The organism is Peptostreptococcus stomatis DSM 17678 (genome assembly GCF_000147675.1).
Taxonomy (GTDB): domain Bacteria; phylum Bacillota; class Clostridia; order Peptostreptococcales; family Peptostreptococcaceae; genus Peptostreptococcus; species Peptostreptococcus stomatis.
Genome location: NZ_ADGQ01000043.1, coordinates 1 through 18,074 on the forward strand (window position 1 = coordinate 1; position 18,074 = coordinate 18,074).

The 18,074-nt window shown below is 36.4% G+C and carries 12 protein-coding genes and 1 other annotated feature; all 12 genes read left to right on the forward strand.

Features of this window, described 5'->3' with window-relative positions; all coding sequences use genetic code 11:
- The first annotated feature begins 176 nt into the window (after positions 1-176).
- Positions 177-1,682, forward strand: a complete 1,506-nt coding sequence (locus HMPREF0634_RS03825; protein WP_007789182.1) for an aminotransferase class I/II-fold pyridoxal phosphate-dependent enzyme — start codon at positions 177-179, stop codon at positions 1,680-1,682.
- A 9-nt stretch (positions 1,683-1,691) separates the two neighbouring features.
- Complete coding sequence (locus HMPREF0634_RS03830) at positions 1,692-2,393, forward strand: dTMP kinase (RefSeq protein WP_007789186.1); 702 nt, start codon at positions 1,692-1,694, stop codon at positions 2,391-2,393.
- A 127-nt stretch (positions 2,394-2,520) separates the two neighbouring features.
- A complete protein-coding gene (locus tag HMPREF0634_RS03835; RefSeq protein ID WP_007789178.1) occupies positions 2,521-3,459 on the forward strand; it encodes a DNA polymerase III subunit in 939 nt (312 codons plus the stop codon).
- Positions 3,459-4,355: a PSP1 domain-containing protein gene (locus HMPREF0634_RS03840; RefSeq protein WP_007789197.1), complete on the forward strand. Its 897-nt coding sequence runs from the start codon at positions 3,459-3,461 to the stop codon at positions 4,353-4,355. The genes HMPREF0634_RS03835 and HMPREF0634_RS03840 overlap by 1 nt, the downstream gene beginning before the upstream one ends.
- 20 nt (positions 4,356-4,375) lie before the next feature.
- Positions 4,376-5,125, forward strand: a complete 750-nt coding sequence (locus tag HMPREF0634_RS03845) for a tRNA1(Val) (adenine(37)-N6)-methyltransferase (protein ID WP_007789195.1) — start codon at positions 4,376-4,378, stop codon at positions 5,123-5,125.
- 45 nt (positions 5,126-5,170) lie between these two features.
- Positions 5,171-6,007 (forward strand): 16S rRNA (cytidine(1402)-2'-O)-methyltransferase, encoded by an 837-nt coding sequence (gene rsmI, locus HMPREF0634_RS03850; protein ID WP_007789175.1) that lies wholly within the window; start codon positions 5,171-5,173, stop codon positions 6,005-6,007.
- A gap of 466 nt (positions 6,008-6,473) precedes the next feature.
- Positions 6,474-6,932, forward strand: coding sequence for a hypothetical protein (locus tag HMPREF0634_RS03855; protein ID WP_007789180.1), 459 nt, complete (start codon positions 6,474-6,476; stop codon positions 6,930-6,932).
- A 105-nt stretch (positions 6,933-7,037) separates the two neighbouring features.
- Positions 7,038-12,644 carry a cell wall-binding repeat-containing protein gene (locus tag HMPREF0634_RS09965; protein WP_007789185.1) on the forward strand — a complete coding sequence of 1,869 codons (5,607 nt, stop codon included), beginning with the start codon at positions 7,038-7,040 and terminating at the stop codon, positions 12,642-12,644.
- Between the two features lie 312 nt (positions 12,645-12,956).
- Positions 12,957-14,393, forward strand: a complete 1,437-nt coding sequence (locus HMPREF0634_RS03865) for a nicotinate phosphoribosyltransferase (RefSeq protein WP_007789196.1) — start codon at positions 12,957-12,959, stop codon at positions 14,391-14,393.
- A gap of 53 nt (positions 14,394-14,446) precedes the next feature.
- Positions 14,447-14,875, forward strand: coding sequence for an Lrp/AsnC family transcriptional regulator (locus HMPREF0634_RS03870; protein WP_040565733.1), 429 nt, complete (start codon positions 14,447-14,449; stop codon positions 14,873-14,875).
- Between the two features lie 47 nt (positions 14,876-14,922).
- Positions 14,923-15,193: a binding site (T-box leader), on the forward strand.
- A gap of 52 nt (positions 15,194-15,245) precedes the next feature.
- Entirely contained in the window at positions 15,246-17,186 is a 1,941-nt protein-coding gene (gene metG, locus HMPREF0634_RS03875) for a methionine--tRNA ligase (protein ID WP_007789188.1), read from the forward strand.
- Positions 17,187-17,957 carry a TatD family hydrolase gene (locus HMPREF0634_RS03880; RefSeq protein WP_007789198.1) on the forward strand — a complete coding sequence of 257 codons (771 nt, stop codon included), beginning with the start codon at positions 17,187-17,189 and terminating at the stop codon, positions 17,955-17,957.
- The last annotated feature ends 117 nt before the right edge of the window (positions 17,958-18,074 follow it).

Sequence of the window (18,074 nt, forward strand, 5' to 3'; positions counted from 1 at the left end):
TAGTAAATATTAAAAACGATAAATAGTAAATATTAAAAGTCATAAATAGAAAAAGAACTTCTGAATTATCTATATACAAAGAGGTGAATTTGAGGCTATAATAGTTAATAGAAACGTTTATTAATATAACGAATATGCAATGGTTTTTAAAAGTTAAAACTTTGGGGGTGACTTTTATGGATATGCCTATCTACAAAAAATTAACCTATATATACAAGTCAGAAATGACATCCTTTCATATGCCGGGCCATAAGTACGGTAGGATTTATGAAAAATTAGGCTATGATAAGTATATGAATAAACTATATAAATTAGATACTACAGAAATACCAGGAACTGATAACCTTCACAATGCCAAGGGGATTATAAAGATGTCCCAGGACAACACAAAGAGGATACTTTTTGCTGATATGGATCCAGGGGACAGGGATGGTTTGGACCTAGTATACCTAGTTAATGGTAGTACGTCTGGTATTGAGGCTGCTATTATGACTGCCTGTAAGTCAGGATCTTCTATAATTATGAATAGGGGCTGTCACCAGTCTGCCTATAACGCCTGTATACTGGCCAGGGTAAAACCTATTTTTGTCAAAGAAGATATAGATAAAGAGAATAATATCCTAATGGGGGCCTCTAGTCAGGCTTATATTGAAGCTATAAGGACTAATCCCCAAGCTAGTGCAGTATTTATAACCAGGCCTAGTTATTATGGTATGAGCCAGGATATAGATGAAGTTGTCAAGCTTGCCCATGAAAACAAGATGCTGGTTATAGTGGATGAGGCCCATGGGGCTCATTTTGGCCTTAGTCATACCTTGCCAAAGTCTGCCGTATATAGTGGTGCTGACATGGTTATCCAAAGTGTTCATAAGACCCTACCAAGCCTTACACAGACATCTCTAATGATATACAGGAGGGATAGGCTGGATACTGCCAGACTATCAAGTGTTCTATCGATGGTTGAAACTTCAAGTCCATCCTATCTTATGCTGATGAGCATAGAAATATGCTATGATATATATGAAAAGAGTGGTCTGGTATTAATGCAAAACCTAATAAATAATATTTACAGGTTTAAGCGTGGCTTGAAGGATTATAAGGTATTTCCTACAAGTGACCCTAGCAAGATATTTGTAAATACTATTGAAAAGGGAATCAATGGTTATGACTTTTCAAAAGTCCTAAGACACAGGTATAATATACAGGTGGAGTTGGCTAATTATAGTGGTGTACTATTTTTGACTACTATTGCAAATACTAAGTCTGACTTTGACAAGACCCTATTTGCAATGAAGGATATATTAGAAAGAAAACTCTTTGGTGCCTTGGTTGATTTTAGCGAAGATCTTAATGAGAGTAGGAAAGAAAACAGGGTTGGAAGTATAGGCTCTATATACAGGAGTAAGCCTATAAGTTTGGACCTACCAGTTGGTATTCCTATAAGAGGTATGGATTTAGACCAGGCCTTTGATGCTGACAAGGAAGATGTCAGGATAGAAGATTCTTTGGGTAGGGTTGGTGGTGAATTTGTAATACCATACCCACCAGGTGTAGCCGTACTGGCTCCTGGAGAAGTGATAGACCAAGAATTGATAGATTTTTTGATCAGGGCCAGGGAAATGAATATAGATATTAATGGTATGGAAAGCCATACCTTAGACAAGATAAAAGTTATAAAGTGAGGAGAAGAAATGCAGGGAAGTGTTTTTGTAATAGAGAGTGGGACAGATGGGTCTGGAAAGGCAACCCAGACCAAGTTATTATACGACAGGCTAAAGGCCGATGGCTATAAGGTAATCAAGGTTTCCTACCCCAACTACGACTCTGACTCATCAGCCCTAGTCAAGATGTACCTAAGGGGAGATTTTGGTAAGAAGGCGGATGATGTAGATGCCTATATAGCATCAACCTTTTATGCGGCAGATAGGTATGCATCCTACAAGACTGAATGGGAGGACTTTTACCAGGAGGGCGGTATTGTCATTGCGGATAGGTACACCACTTCAAATATGGTCCACCAGGCTTCTAAGATGGATGATATAGAAGAGAGGGCTAGCTTTTTGGACTGGTTAGACCAGTATGAGTACGGCTTATATAAACTGCCAAGGCCAAGAGAGGTGTATTTTTTAGATGTACCTGTTGATGTTAGCCAAGATCTGATTAGGGACAGGAAGAACAAGTTTACAAACGAAAGTCAAAAGGATATCCATGAGAGCGATAAGGATTACCTGGTAAAGACATATGAAAATTCAAAGTTTGTGGCAGACAAGTACCAGTGGCATATAGTCAAGTGTATTGACCAAGATAGGAATATGAGGTCCGTAGACCAAATTCATGAAGAAATATATACAAGGGTTATTTCTGCTATAGAGTCTAAAAAGAAAGATTTATAAGTAGGAGAAGAACGCCCCATAAGTAACAAGAAAAATTATCTGTAGGGGAAAAGAAAGATACCTATAAAGAATGAAAAACAAAACCTATAAGGTATAAGAAGAAAAATCTTTAAGGATGGTGTAGCCAATGTTTGAAAGGATACTAGGGCAAGCGTCTGTTAAGGCCAAATTAGGAAGGGCCCTAGAGATGGGAAATATCACAAATGCATACTTATTAACTGGTCCTGAAGGCGTTGGCAAAAGGATGATAGCAGAAGACTTTGCTGAAAACCTTCTAGGGGTTAGGCTGGAAAATAGCCCGGACTATAAGTGTATAGGAGTTAAAAAGGGTGAAAATAGCATAAAAATAGACCAAATTAGGGATATGATAGGAGATATGAGCATCAAGCCATATGGCAACTACAAGATATTTGTAATAGATGATGCAGATAAAATGACTGTCCAGGCCCAAAATGCCCTTTTAAAAACTTTAGAAGAACCCTCAGCTTATGGTATAATAATACTTGTAACAAGAAATGACCAGGCCCTATTAGATACTATCAGGTCCAGGTGCCTTGAAATCAAGTTTGCCCCCCTATCCAGTAGGGATATAAGGACTATCTTGTCCGAGAGAGGCATAGATGATGACCAGGCCCAGGTTGCAAGTATATTTTCAAGGGGAAGTGCAAGTAGGGCCCTTGATATATGTGAGAGTCAAGACCTCAAGTTGATGAGGCAGGACTTGGAGTCGTACTTGGAGATTATATTTATAGATAAAAACAAGTATGAGTTGGCTAGGATGGGAGAAAACTTCAAGGCCTATGCCAAGGACTATACTAACCTGATAGACTTATTTAGGTATTATATAAGGGATATTGTACTCTTGAAAGAGGGGATAGACCCTGGTTTGATTATAAATTATGATAGGTTAGACTTATTAAGAAGACTAGCCAGGGAGCTCAGCATATCAAAACTGGGCCAGGTAATGGACATTTTGGATGAGAGTCAGACAAAGTTGGTAGCAAATTGCCACTTTGCAACGACAATTGAGGCCATGGCTTTAAATATATATGAGGTGATAAATTAATGGTAAAAATAGTAGGAGTAAGATTCAAGCCTGCTGGGAAAATATACTACTTTGACCCAGGAGACTTAAAAATAGAAACGGGTAATGATGTAATTGTTGAAACAGCAAGGGGTCTAGAGTATGGTATGGTAGTAATCAGACCAAAGCTGGTCAAGGAAGAAGACCTGATTAGCCCCTTAAAGCCAATTATCAGGATTGCTAGTGATGATGACGCAGAAACTTATCTAGAAAATAAGGTTAAGACAAAGGAAGCCTATGACATCTGTGATGAAAAGATTAAGGACCATGACTTGGAAATGTACCTAATCGATTGTGAGTACACATTCGACAGGAATAAATTGATCTTCTATTTTACGGCAGATGGAAGGATAGACTTTAGAGAATTGGTAAAGGACCTGGCTGCCATATTCAAGACAAGGATAGAGTTAAGACAGATTGGTGTAAGAGATGAGGCTAAGATATTAAATGCTATAGGTCCATGTGGTAGGTCTTTATGCTGTTCTACATGGATAGGAGAATTTATGCCTGTATCTATAAAGATGGCCAAGGACCAGGGCTTGTCCCTAAATCCTGCCAAAATATCAGGTGTATGTGGTAGACTTTTCTGCTGCCTAAAATATGAGGCCCAGGGATATGCAGATGCAGTCAAGAAAATGCCATCAGTAGGCTGGTTGGTAAAAGACCTCTTTACTGAAAAGAAGGGTAAGGTCATAGATGTAAACCACCTTTTAGAAAATATAAAGGTTGAGTTCGAAGACAAGACTGTAGGAGTCTTGGCTGAGGGTGACTATAAGGTTATCAAGGCATCAAAGAAGGATAATAGCCAGCAAGCTAACCAGGAAAAGTTGGACAAGGAAGCCTTGGCAGAATTGAAAAAACTTGAAAGAGAAAAGTAGGCTTGAAAGAGAATAATACAATGGAAGTAAATTTATTGGAAAATGAGAGAATAGATGACCTCCAGTTCAATGGACTAAGGATCATACAGAATACAAAGGGTTTTTGCTTTGGTATAGATGCTGTCCTCCTGGCTAATTTTACCAGGGTCAAGAAAAATGCCAAGCTGGTAGACCTAGGGACTGGCACTGGTATAATACCTATCTTGCTGGCAGGCAAGTCATCGGCCAGTAAGATTATTGGGATTGAAATCCAGGATGAAGTTGCTGAAATGGCTTCCAGGTCTGTTAAATTAAACCAACTGGAAGATAGGGTAGAAATCCTAAATATGGACATGAAGGATGCAGTAGGAGTCTTGGGCAAGGGCCAGATGGACCTGGTAGTATCTAATCCACCCTATATGCATTCAAATGGACTAATAAATGAAAATGATAAAAAGGCCATATCCAGACATGGTTTAAAATGTGATATAGAAGATGTAATAAGGGTAGCCTCTGACCTGGTCAAGCCAAATGGTAAGTTCTTTATGGTGAACAGGCCAAACAGGCTGGTAGATATGCTGGCCATAGCCAGAAGCTACAAGCTAGAAGCCAAGCAGATAAGGTTTGTACACTCAAGGGTGGCTTCTGCACCAAAGATGGTCCTGATAGAGTATGTAAAGTGTGCAAAACCAGAGATAAGGGTCCTAAGCCCCTTGTACGTATACAATGAAGACGGGACCTATACTGATGAGGTGAAAGCAATATATTCTAATCAAAGTGTAGACATTTAAAAGTCAGGTTTTTAAGGACCAGGCTTAGATGAAAGGAAGTAGGATATGGCAGGCAAGCTGTATGTGTGCCCTACCCCAATAGGCAATTTAGAAGACATTACCTATAGGACCTTAAGGGTCCTAAATGAGGTCGACCTAATAGCCGCAGAGGATACCAGACACACGATAAAGTTATTGAATCATTTTGAAATAAATAAGACCCTTACCAGCTACCATGAGCACAACAAGCTGACCAAGGGACCCATACTCATAGATAAGCTACTAGAGGGGATAAATATAGCCCTGGTAAGTGATGCAGGTATGCCAGGCATTTCAGACCCTGGCCAGGACCTGGTAGCCCTTTGTATAGACCATGGTATAGACATAGAGGTACTACCTGGGGCATCGGCCTTTGTAATTGCCTTGGTTGGGTCAGGTCTACCTAGTTGGAAGTTTGCCTTTGAAGGCTTTCTGGATAGGGATAAAAAGAGCAAGAAAAAAAGGCTAGAAGAAATAAGGTACGAAGAGAGGACCCTGATTATATACGAGTCTCCACACAGGTTAAAAGAGAGTCTAAAACTCATGGAGGAAGTCCTGGGTGATAGAAAGATAGCTGTTTGTAGGGAATTGACCAAGAAACATGAGGAATATATGAGGTCAAATATAAGTCAGGTAAGGGCCTACTATGAGGACAATGACCCTAGGGGTGAATATATACTTATAGTTGAGGGGTCAAATGAAACAAGACCTGATAAAAAGGATAGCTACGATGGTTTAGACGAGAGGGCCTATGTCATCAAGCTCATGGAAGAGGGCCTATCAAAAAAAGATGCTATCAAAAGGGTAGCCAGGGATAGGAAGTTAAAAAAGGATATAGTATACAAGGAAGTTCTAGACTTATAAGTATAAGTGGTTTTAAGTGATAAGAGAATAGACGAGGTTTTGCCCAAGAGCGATTAGCCAAGGCAAGGCCTCTTTTTTATACCCCTATACTTTACTAAAACTAGTTTGATAGATTCACTTAAGTAAATTTTGTTTATATTAATATAAGACAGGAGAAGAGATTGGTGACACTATTTAGTAGGGTTTTAAATTTATAGGCGGTAGGCATTATAAATAGATTTAGGCGTCAATGATTTTAGAAAACCTAAATATAGTTAAAAAATAACTAAAAATAATGAATTTTATTTTCAGTAAAAATATGATATACTAGTTAAGAGAATGGTATTGAATATCATTGGTTAGTATAAATCTTATTTATACCAATTGTATGTTCAATAGTTATCAGTTGTTGCATAAATGCACAATAAATAATTCTCATAGTGGTGAAAACGATTCGATAAAAATTAAGTTATTAAGGAGGAAAGAAATGACAAATATTAAGAAGTTAGTGAAAGTTGTAACGGCTTTTGTTTTATTATTAGGATTGACAGTTACTTTTGTTGGTAATGCTAGTGCAGAAACAACATATGCTGGTGATGGTGAATATACTGTTAACGTTTATCATAATAAAGATATGACTACACAGCCAATGAAGGGAAAGGTAGATAACGCTTTTAAATCAGCCACAGTTACAAAGGTTGGAAAAGATAGATATAATGTTGTATTTCACACTAAAGGCATGACATTTATGCTTGTAAAAGGTGAAATAGTTGAAATGACTATAGATGGTGTTAAAAATGAAAGTGGACCAGACTTTTCTTTTACTAATGTAAATTTAGAACAAAAGGGAGCTTACCTTACTAAGAATATATCTTGCAAAATGAAACTTGCAGGCGGTTTGGCACATAAAAATGTTACTTGTTATGTTAAGTTAACAAAAAAATAGGTATAAAAAAATATATTTTTTAGTATATTAATGAATCGTTTCGCCACTTTATTAACATACAGTAAAATATAGCACATATTAAATCAATAGAACTGGAGATATAAAATGATTGTTAAAATTGGGAAAAAAGTCATTTCTATTACCTTAGCATTAGCAATGATGACCACTAGTTTAGTGGGATATTCATCTATTAGTTTTGCTGATGCTAGTAATTCACATATAAATCAAGTAAACCTAAAAGAAAATATAGATTATGAGATAGGAATGATAAAAAAATCTAAAATGAGTGAAGATGATGAGTTACCGGTTGGTGAATTAGAAGAATTTGATGCAACTCCCCAATATAGTAATAATGAGATGTACTCAAATGGAATCTATCACTTAACAGCTAAAGTAAAGAAGGTCAATGATAAATACATTGTAAAGCTACCAGTAGCAGTTTATAGGATGGAATTGAATTTCCGTAATAATGAATGGGAAAAATATTCTCAAAGTGGTTTTCAATACCTAAAAGAAAGTGATGGAAAGCTTATTGATGGCAAGGTTATAAGAAATATCCAACCTTTGGAAAATGGTGTTAGTGAGTCTGGACAATGGAAGCAAGAACTAAAAGAGTTAACTTTAACAACAGATGAATTAAATAAACCAATATATATTAAAAGTATATTAACAACACATCATTTTAGGGGTGGTGAAACTGATGAAAATATATATAGTAAGTATACCTTTGATCTAGAAAATTTCGGAGACAATAAACTGAAATTTGATGTACCCAAAATAGAGGAACTTTTGGAAAAATTGAACATTGAAGATAAACCTAGTGGTGAAACAGGTGAAAATAATGAAGAGGGCAAGTATGTATACTTATCTAATGGTAATAAGGTAAGGGTTGACAATATCAATGATGAAAAAGATAAAGAAGCTCTTCTAAATCAGGTTAAAGAAATTGGATTAAATAAAGAAAAATATAATAAATATTTAATACTTGGTGAAGATATATCAACACTTGATGACATGATTAAGCTTTTAAAGGATGAAGGTTTCATGACCTTATCTGCTGCTATGAAGTTAGCCTATTTGCAGATTATATCAGATAGTGAAAAGGGAAAAAATAAGTCAATTATATTAACCGATGGAGAAAGGATTAATATTCCTACAAATGATAACGTTGAAGACATTGCTAGTAGTTATGTAAAGTTAATAAAGGGTAAGGATAATAATTTTGAGGGTGTTTCCTTAGATAAAAAATCATATCCAGAAAATATAGATGTAAAAGGATCTACATTAAAAATAGATGATATACTCAATAAATTTGATGACAGTTATTTAGATGCAATAGCTGATAATTCTAGTGACTTTATTGAGCTTTTAGAAGCCATAGTCAATAGTGAAAAGAAGTCTACTTCTGATACTTATAATTTATTTACAGTTGACGGAATAGTATCAGTAAAAAAGAGTGATGTAAAGAAAATTAACAGTGATGTATTTAATAATATAAGTAATATTCTAACTAAACTGGATGAAAGCAAGTATGTGTTCCCTATTATGACATATAAGAATAGGCAGGAGCTTATCAAGGGATTTAATGCATTTAAGACTGAAAAAGAAGTGACAAATAAAGTTGAAAAACCTGCTTTATTAAATTTCTTTTCTGATAGTTACAAGAGTTCAGTAAATTATTTTGATGAGACAATCACACATAAAAATAAAATGGCAAGTGGTTTAAACTTTACTTTTTATGCTAAAGACGTATTTGTGGATAATAGGATAGACTTCAAATTCACCTTGGATGGAACTGAACCGACTGAGAAATCAGAATCGATGAGGGAAGAAAAAACGGGCATCTTTGGGGTTGAGTTTGACCAAATGAAGGAATATGGAAGTAAAAATAGACCTTTGCAAGAATTACCAAATGCTGTTTACAGTGGGGGAACCGTTGTACTTAAGGTTAAGGCTTTCCAAAAGGGTATGGAACCATCAGAAACGCTGACATACAATTGTAAAATTGGAAGATTATATGATGATGGACTTGTAAAGAAGGCAACATACTTTGAAGGTGAAGTACATGAGTCTTATCTAGGAAATCCAGATTTAAAATTCAAGGAATTTGGAGTTTACAATGATTCTAAATTAGATATAAATAGGATAAATTCTGGAGAATTTTATGAAAAGGTCAAAAAGGGAGCTATTGCTAGTGGATTAAATAATTTTGCCCTTTTAAATTATAAAATTACAGACCCTAATGGAGAACCAGCAAAAATTGAAAATGGTCAATGGCTAAGTGAAAAATTTAATGATAAAAAACTACCAGGTCACTACAATTGGATTATTCAACTTAGATTGAATAAAGGTAAAAATCTATACCCTCTTGACTTAAATAATGACAAGATTGACCTATATAGGGTTTCTGATGATGGGAAAATTAGTAAAATTGAAAAGTGTGAAAAAGACGGGGTATTTTCAAAATCAGGCAACAAGGTCGACTTAATATTCGATATTAATGACTATAAGGGGAATATATTACTAGTTGAGAAAACTACTAATGATAATGTCGGTGAACTAAAAAAACAATATAAAGACATATTGGATAAACTCAGTGGCAGCAAAGAAAACTATGAAAGCCAAAAGTTAAATGAGCTTTTGGATAGCTCTAAAAAAGTATATGAAAGCTTCAATGATAATACAGCAAAAGAAAAAGTTTTAGAAGCATTGAATAAACTAAAAATGCAAATTCTTGAATTGCAGATGGCAAATAAGAATGAAAAAGATTATGAACTTGAAAAGGCTATTGCTGATTCTAAAAATAAATTAACTAGAATTCTTAAGACAGAAGATAGTTTGAGTAAATTAGATAAACTAGTAGAATCTATTGAAAAAAATAAATCTTCTATGAGTGATAAAGAAAAAGAAGAGGCAAGTACAAATATTAGAAAAGCTATATCTTCACTAGAAATGATATATGATGGTTTTAAAAAACAACCTAAGCTAAGTGATGGTATATATGAAATTCCAATTCAAATGAGGATGTTTGGCTCCATTAATGAAATATCTATGGGTAATAATGCGATTGAAGGAATTGCAAAATTAACTATAAAAAATGGAATTCAAAATATCGAATTTGATGTAAAAAGTGTAAATATGTCTAACTTAGAGGGAAGGGTTATAAAGATAAATTATTTTGAGCCAGATAACTATGATCCTACAGGAGGTCTAAAGAAAGAAAGTGATTTAGGAGAACCTAAACAGGTAAATGTTATTAAGAAAGAAAATTTACTAGGATTTGATGGCAAAAAGAGAGATTATGTTACTAAAGTTTCAATACCTCTTAACAAGGAAAAAGAAAATCCTAAGAGATATATTGGTATATCTGTAGATGTTATGAATGGACTTTTTGGAAATGGACCTGATGATGATGTATTTAAGTATGGGGTTTTAGTATTGGACTATGGACAAATCAAATCAATAAAAAATGATGACCCTGAAGTTCCAACTCCTAATCCTGATGTTGATAAGGACACATGGACTGTACCCGTTGAAATGAAGATGGCTCATGAGGACAGACCTTCAATGGGTTCATTGGCTACTATACCGACGGCCAAGATAAGCAAAAATAAGGATGGTAAATATACATATACTGTTAATTTTAAGGGGATACATAGAAATTTTGGAACAGGAACATTCTATGGCCACTTATTCGGAATGAAAAAGTATATGGATGGTTTTGACTCAAACTTAAGTGAAGAAATTTCACCATCAAGAATGGCCAAGGATAAGGATATATACTCTAATGAAAGAGAATTCCCATCTGAGTATAAGTTTGTTAGTGATAAATTGGTAGATACTTTAAATGTAAAAGTAGCAGTTGATGCAATGTGTATGATAGCAACGGGTGGAAATCCATATGAAGCTAATGTTGATAAATGGAAGGGTTCACAGGCAGCAAGATTGGTATTTGATATTTCATCTATAGGTAATAATGAGCCAAAACCAAATGAAAATCCTAAGATAAGCAAGGAAATAAAAGAGCTTTTAATTAAAGATATAGAATTGGCTGAATCAATTCTAAAATCAGGTGTAGTTACAGGAAATTCAAAGTCTTTGGTAGAGGCTGCGATATCTTCTGCAAAAAAAACTATAAATGATCCTAAGTCTACAGAATTACATTATCTAACTGCTAGAGAAGTATTGAGGTTTTCTATAGCAAATATTAAGAAAGACCCAAATCCTAATAATGGAGGTGATAACCTTATAGGTGATAAGTCTAAGGACAAGACTGGTGATTCAGATAATAATGGAGAAGATAAGAAAAAACAAGTTAAAAAATATAGGGTACCAGTTAAGATGGTCCAAGCTTATAATCAAAAAGAGGCATCTATGGGAGACAAAGCTATAGATAGGGAAGCGATAGTATATACCAAGGATGGTAAGTCAACTATATACCTGGGCATGAAGGGTATTTCTCTCATGAACAAATATGGACATTTAACTGATATGTTAATATATCCGGGATCTTCAATGTCGTCTGAACCAGAAATGGCTAGAGTATATAAAACATATATTGATAGGGCTATGGATGGAAAGGATAGATATTTCCCAAGAATAATAGCTTTTAACAGACCAACTACTAAAGAAAGTAAAATATATATAAAGGTTTATGTGGATGCCATGGACTCTATACAAAGCAATGCAAGTAGTTATGATAAAATAGTTAAGGGCTCAGGTGCACAGAATGCTATGTTAGAATTTGACTGGTCGAATGCTAAAGATATCAGTGACCAAGATGGTATAGATTTTGGTGCAGGCAATGAAGACCTTAATGGTAAAAACACTGAAAGACTTGCAGGTAGCAACAGGTATGAAACTTCAGCCAAAATTAGCCAAAAATACTTCAGTTCAGCAGATACTGTAATACTGGCAAGTGGAAAAAATAATGCAGATGCCCTAGTATCAGCATCATTTGCAAATGCTCATAAGGCACCAATATTATTGACAAATAAAGATACTACAGATGAAAGCGTCCTAAATGAAATATCCAGGCTAAAGGCTAAGAATATAATCATAGTTGGAGGTAGCTCATCAGTTAGTCATAAGGTAGAAGGCGAGATGAGGAAGAAGGGTTATAGCGTTAGAAGATTAGCAGGAAATAACAGGTATGAAACTTCTGCCATGATAGCCCAAGAGGTCAAGGATATAACTAAAGTATCTAAGGCCATCCTGATTAATGGTTCTAAGGAGGCAGATGCCTTGACGGTATCAGGACTTGCCACAAGTCAGGGATTACCAGTAATCATGACTAGGTCTGGAGAACTGGAAGGAAATGCTAAGGCCAAGTTTAATGCCTGGAACCTTGACCAGGTATATCTAGTCGGTGGCACTAACTCTATTTCAGACTCTGTCGTAAATCAGGTAAGGGCTAAGACTAAGACTAGACTATCAGGTCAGGATAGGTTTAAGACTGCCTTGGCCATAGCAGATGAATCATATCCAAGCACTAAGAAGGTTATGTTTGCAAATGGATATAACTCAATAGATGCCTTGTCAGCAGGAGCAGTTACTGCCAGGGCAAAAATGCCTATCCTACTTGTCAATAGGACAAGTATACCAAATAGCATTAAGGATAGGTTAAATGGAAAGATAAGTCAGTCAGTAATACTAGGTGGTGAAAGCACTATATCTACTAGTATGATAAACTCACTTTCCTTTGTGAAATAGACAAGATATAACAAAGATAAAATATAATTTTTAGAGGGGGACCATATGTCCCCCTCTATGCTTGTTTATTGATAATAAAGGGGCCTATATAGAAGTAAACCTATATTTTATATTAAAAATCAACGGATAATACTTATTAAAAAGGGAATACATTTTCATTCGTACAAAATTATGAATATAAGGATAAATTTGCCAAAAATTAAATTATTGAAAATTAAATAGCTTTTTAATCTTATTTATGATAAAATATAGATGTGAAAACGAACTTTAGATTATAAAGTATAAACTACTTTAGGCTAAAAGGAGAGGAAAATGACTAACAACTTAACGATGTTGACTGACCTATATCAGTTGACCATGATGAACGGATACTACAAGAAGGGTCTACATGAAAATACTGCTGTGTTTGATATTTTTTTCAGGAAAAATGTCTGCGAGGGCGGGTATACAATTATCTGTGGTATTGAGGAAGTGGTAAATTACATCCAGAACCTCCGCTATGAAGATTCAGACCTGGAATACTTGAGGAGTTTGAACCTATTTGATGAAGATTTCTTAGGTTTTCTAAAGGATTTTAAATTTACAGGAGATATATATGCTGTAGAAGATGGTACAGTGATGTTCCCTGGAGAGCCAGTGCTAGTGGTAAAGGCACCACTTTATCAGGCCCAGTTAATCGAAACAGCTATGCTTTCTATAGTGAATTTTATGTCTCTAATAGCAACAAAAGCATCCAGGGTATGTAATGCAGCCCAAGGAGACCCAGTCCTTGAATTTGGTTTGAGAAGAGCCCAGGGACCAGAGGCAGGCCTATATGGTGCCAAGGCAGCAGTTATCGGTGGATGCAAGGGAACATCAAATGTCTTGACAGGAAAGATGTTCAATGTTCCAATTTCAGGTACACATGCCCACAGTTGGGTACAGAAGTTTGATACAGAATTAGAGGCCTTTAGGGCTTATGCGGATATATATCCAGATAGTTGCCTTTTACTGATTGACACATATGACGTTTTAAATAGTGGTGTTAAAAATGCAATAACAGTATTTAATGAGTTGAGGGCCAAGGGACATGAGCCACTAGGTGTAAGACTGGATTCAGGTGATTTGACATACCTTTCAAGAGAGGTAAGGAGGATCCTGGATGAGGCAGGCTTTGAAAATGTTAAAATAACAGCATCAAATGACCTGGACGAGTATACGATTACATCATTAAAGCAGGAGGGGGCCAAGATAGATTCTTGGGGAGTTGGAACCAAGCTGATTACTTCTTATGACTATCCTTCATTGGGTGGGGTCTATAAGTTGGCAGCAGCAACTAATTCTGAAGGCCTTTTGGTTCCGAAGATTAAAATATCAGAAAATCCAGAAAAAATAAATAATCCTGGCTTTAAAAAGGTTGTAAGAATATACAATGAAAATGGCAAGGCAGAAGCAGACCTTATCATGCTAGCAGATGAAGTAATAGATGAGTCAAATACTTTAGAAATATTTGACCCTATATATACATGGAAGACTAAGAAATTTGAAAAATACAACTTGAGAGAGGTCTTGTCTCCCCTATTTAAGGATGGCAAGTGCGTAAGAGATAAGAAGACAATCCAGGAAGTTACTGAATATACAAGGCAAGAGCTGGCCAGCCTATGGGACCAGCATAAGAGAATAAAAAATCCTCACATATATAAGGTGGATTTATCAGAAGGTCTATGGAAAATGAAGCAAGATATGATTGCTTCTAAGAAAATAAAATAATATATTATGTAAAGTGGGTGGAGAGTATGACAAAAAAATCTTATGAAGAAAGAATGGATTCTACTGATGCGAAAATCATAGAAATCCTTCAGGATAATGGTAGAATTTCAATGAAGGACCTGGGTATAGCCGTAGGTTTGACATCACCGGCAGTATCCGAAAGAGTTAAGAGGCTTGAAGAGGCCAAAATTATATCAGGTTATAAGGCTATTATAAATCCCGACTCTATGGGTAGGGCTATAAAGGCCTTTATAAATGTATCGCTTCCGGGTACAGCCTATGACGCCTTTATCGAGGCTGTCAAGAATGACCCTAGAATAGTTGAATGTCACCATATAACAGGTGATGACAGTTCTTTAATCAAGGTTATTGTTGAAAGTATGGACGAATTGGAAAATGTAATAGACAACCTAAAGGATTTCGGTAGGACAAGGACATCAGTAATCCTATCTACGCCAATCCAGGCAAAATCAATCCTATAAATAATTGACTTTTTTATATCCTTGATGTAAAATCAAGTTAATAAAATTTTTTGGCTGTGAAGAGAAGAGTAACTGCAGGAGTATTTTTAGAGAGTCGGTGGTGGCTGTAAACCGACAATACAAGAGTAGTGAAGATGGACTCGGAGCTTCAGACCTGAGCTGATAGAGTTAGGGTCTGCGTATGAATGCGTTAAATCTAAGAGATACTGGCGGAGGGACTTCTTCATAAATTGTAGGGGGAGAGTTCCAGCAAATACAGACTAAAAAGTTTGATGGCCAGTAAGTAGGGTGGTACCGTGATTATTATTCGCCCCTATGCATTGCATAGGGGTGATTTTTATTTACTTTTGAACTTTGAAGGAGGTTAATTATGACAAGTAAACCAACATTTTATGTAACAACACCAATATATTATCCAAGTGGAAAACTACACATAGGTCATGCCTATACGACTATAGCAGCAGATGCTATAGCCAGGTTTAAGAGGTTCTGTGGCTATGATGTAAGATTTTTGACTGGTACAGATGAGCATGGGGAAAAAATACAGAAAAAGGCCCACGAAGCGGGCAAGAGTGAAATAGAATTCCTTGATGAGCAGATAGCAGAAATCAAGAAGCTTTGGGAAAAGCTAGAAATATCTAATGATGACTTTATCAGAACTACTGAAGAAAGACATGAGAAGGCTATCCAGAAGATATTTACTAAGCTATATGAAAAGGGAGAAATATACAAGGGTTCATATGAGGGCCACTATTGTGTACCATGTGAAAGTTTCTGGACAGAATCACAGATGCTAGAAGGCAACAAGTGTCCAGACTGTGGTAGAGAGACTAAGGTAGTGAAGGAAGAGTCATACTTCTTCAGGCTATCAAAGTACCAGGACAGGTTGATGGACCTATTCCAAAATACAGATTTCGTAATGCCTGAGAGCAGAAAAAACGAAATGATAAAGAACTTCCTAGAGCCAGGCCTAGAAGACCTATCAGTAACTAGAACTTCATTTGACTGGGGTATAAAGGTACCTTTCGATGAAAAGCATATAATATATGTATGGGTAGACGCCCTATGTAACTATATTACAGCCCTAGGATATGAGGGTGATGATGATACAAACTACAAGAAGTTCTGGCCAGCAGATGTCCACCTGGTTGCCAAGGAAATAGTAAGGTTCCATACAATTATATGGCCAGCCCTACTAATGGCCCTAGATATACCAGTACCAAAGAGGGTATTTGGTCATGGTTGGATCCTATTTGCAGATGACAAGATGTCAAAGTCTAAGGGTAATATAGTATATCCAGGCCAGATGGTAGACAGGTACGGGGTAGATGCCCTTAAGTACTTCCTACTGAGAGAGTTCTCTTTTGGTCAGGACGGTTCATACACTCACAGGAACTTTATAAACAGAATAAATTCAGACTTGGCCAATGACCTTGGTAACCTTGTAAGCAGGACTATATCAATGGTTGAAAAGTACAATGAGGGTGTCCTAGTTGTAAACGACGCTGGTACTGAATTTGACCAGGACCTAATCGATACTTATAGGGAAGTAAGGGCTGACTTTGAAGGTCAGATGAATGAATTGATGTTCCATGAAGCCCTAGAAAGCCTATGGAAGTTTGTTAGAAGGACTAACAAGTATATAGATGAAACAATGCCTTGGGTTCTAGCTAAGGATGAAGCAAACAAGGACCAGTTAAACCATGTTCTATACAACCTATGCGAATCTATTAGGTTAATATCTACACTTATATCTTCTTTACTACCAGAAACAGCTAGAAAGATATTCGATCAACTTGGTATAGCTGGTAAGGAAGACCTATACGACTGGGCAAGCACTGATACTTTCGGTCTAATTCCTGATGGAACTAAGGTAGAAAAGGGAGAGGTCCTATTCCCAAGACTTGAGGTTGAAGAAGAAATAAAGGCACTAGAAGACCTATTTGCTGAAAAGATAGTAGACCAGGAAGTAAAGCTAGACCATAAGGAAGAAATAGGTATAGAAGACTTTGAAAAGATAGAACTAAGAGTAGGAAAGATTGTAAAGTGTGAAAAGCATCCTAAGGCAGACAAGCTACTAGTATCACAGATCAAGCTTGGATCAGAAATGAGACAGATAGTATCAGGTATAGCTGAGTGGTACAAGCCAGAAGAAATGGTTGGCAAAAATGTAATAGTAGTATGCAACCTAAAGCCAGTTAAGTTAAGAGGGGTAGAATCTCAGGGTATGATACTTGCAGCTGGTGATGATGGTGATGACCTGGTAATACCAGAAGCTATTGGTGCAAAAGATGGGGCAGAGGTGAGATAAATGCTGTTTGATTCACATGCTCATTTAAATGATGAGAGGTTTGATGAAGATAGGGACCAGCTAATAGCCTATTTAAGAGAAAATGATGTGGACCTGGTAGTCAATCCGGGTGCAGACATGGAGACATCCAAGACAGCCATAGACCTGGCAAAAAAACATGACTTCATATATGCAGCAGTTGGGGTACATCCACATGATGTAGAACATATGACTGAAGATGATATAGAGACCCTAAAGAAATGGGCCAAGGAAAATGACAAGGTGGTAGCCATTGGTGAAATAGGCCTGGACTACTACTATGACCTATCGCCTAGGGACCTGCAGAAAAAGTGGTTTATCAGGCAGATTCAGTTGGCTAACGAACTAGGCCTGCCCTTTATAGTCCATGACAGGGATGCCCATGGGGATACTTTTGAAATAATTAAAAAGTACAAGGCTCCAGAGACAGGCTGTGTTCTTCACTGCTATAGTGGTGAGTTAGACCTGGCCAAGGAGTATGTAAAGATGGGCTGTTATATATCGATTCCTGGAACTGTTACCTTCAAGAACAACAGGAAGACAGTAAATGTAGCCAAGAATATACCGCTAGAGTGGATGTTTATAGAGACCGACTCTCCATATATGGCTCCAGCTCCTAATAGGGGGAAGAGGAATGACCCATCTATGGTCAAGTATGTAGCCCAGAAGATAGCCCTTGAGAGGGGGATAAGCTACGAAGAGGTGTGTCGAGTAACTAAGGAAAATGCCAAGAGGTTTTTTGGTATAAGGTAGAATATTAATAACTAAAGGTGAAAATTAGCGTTGGTGAGAGAAAAATTCTCTCCCAACGCTAATTTTTTACAAAAAAGGTGAACACACATCAAATTTCGTGTGTAATTTAAATTGCTC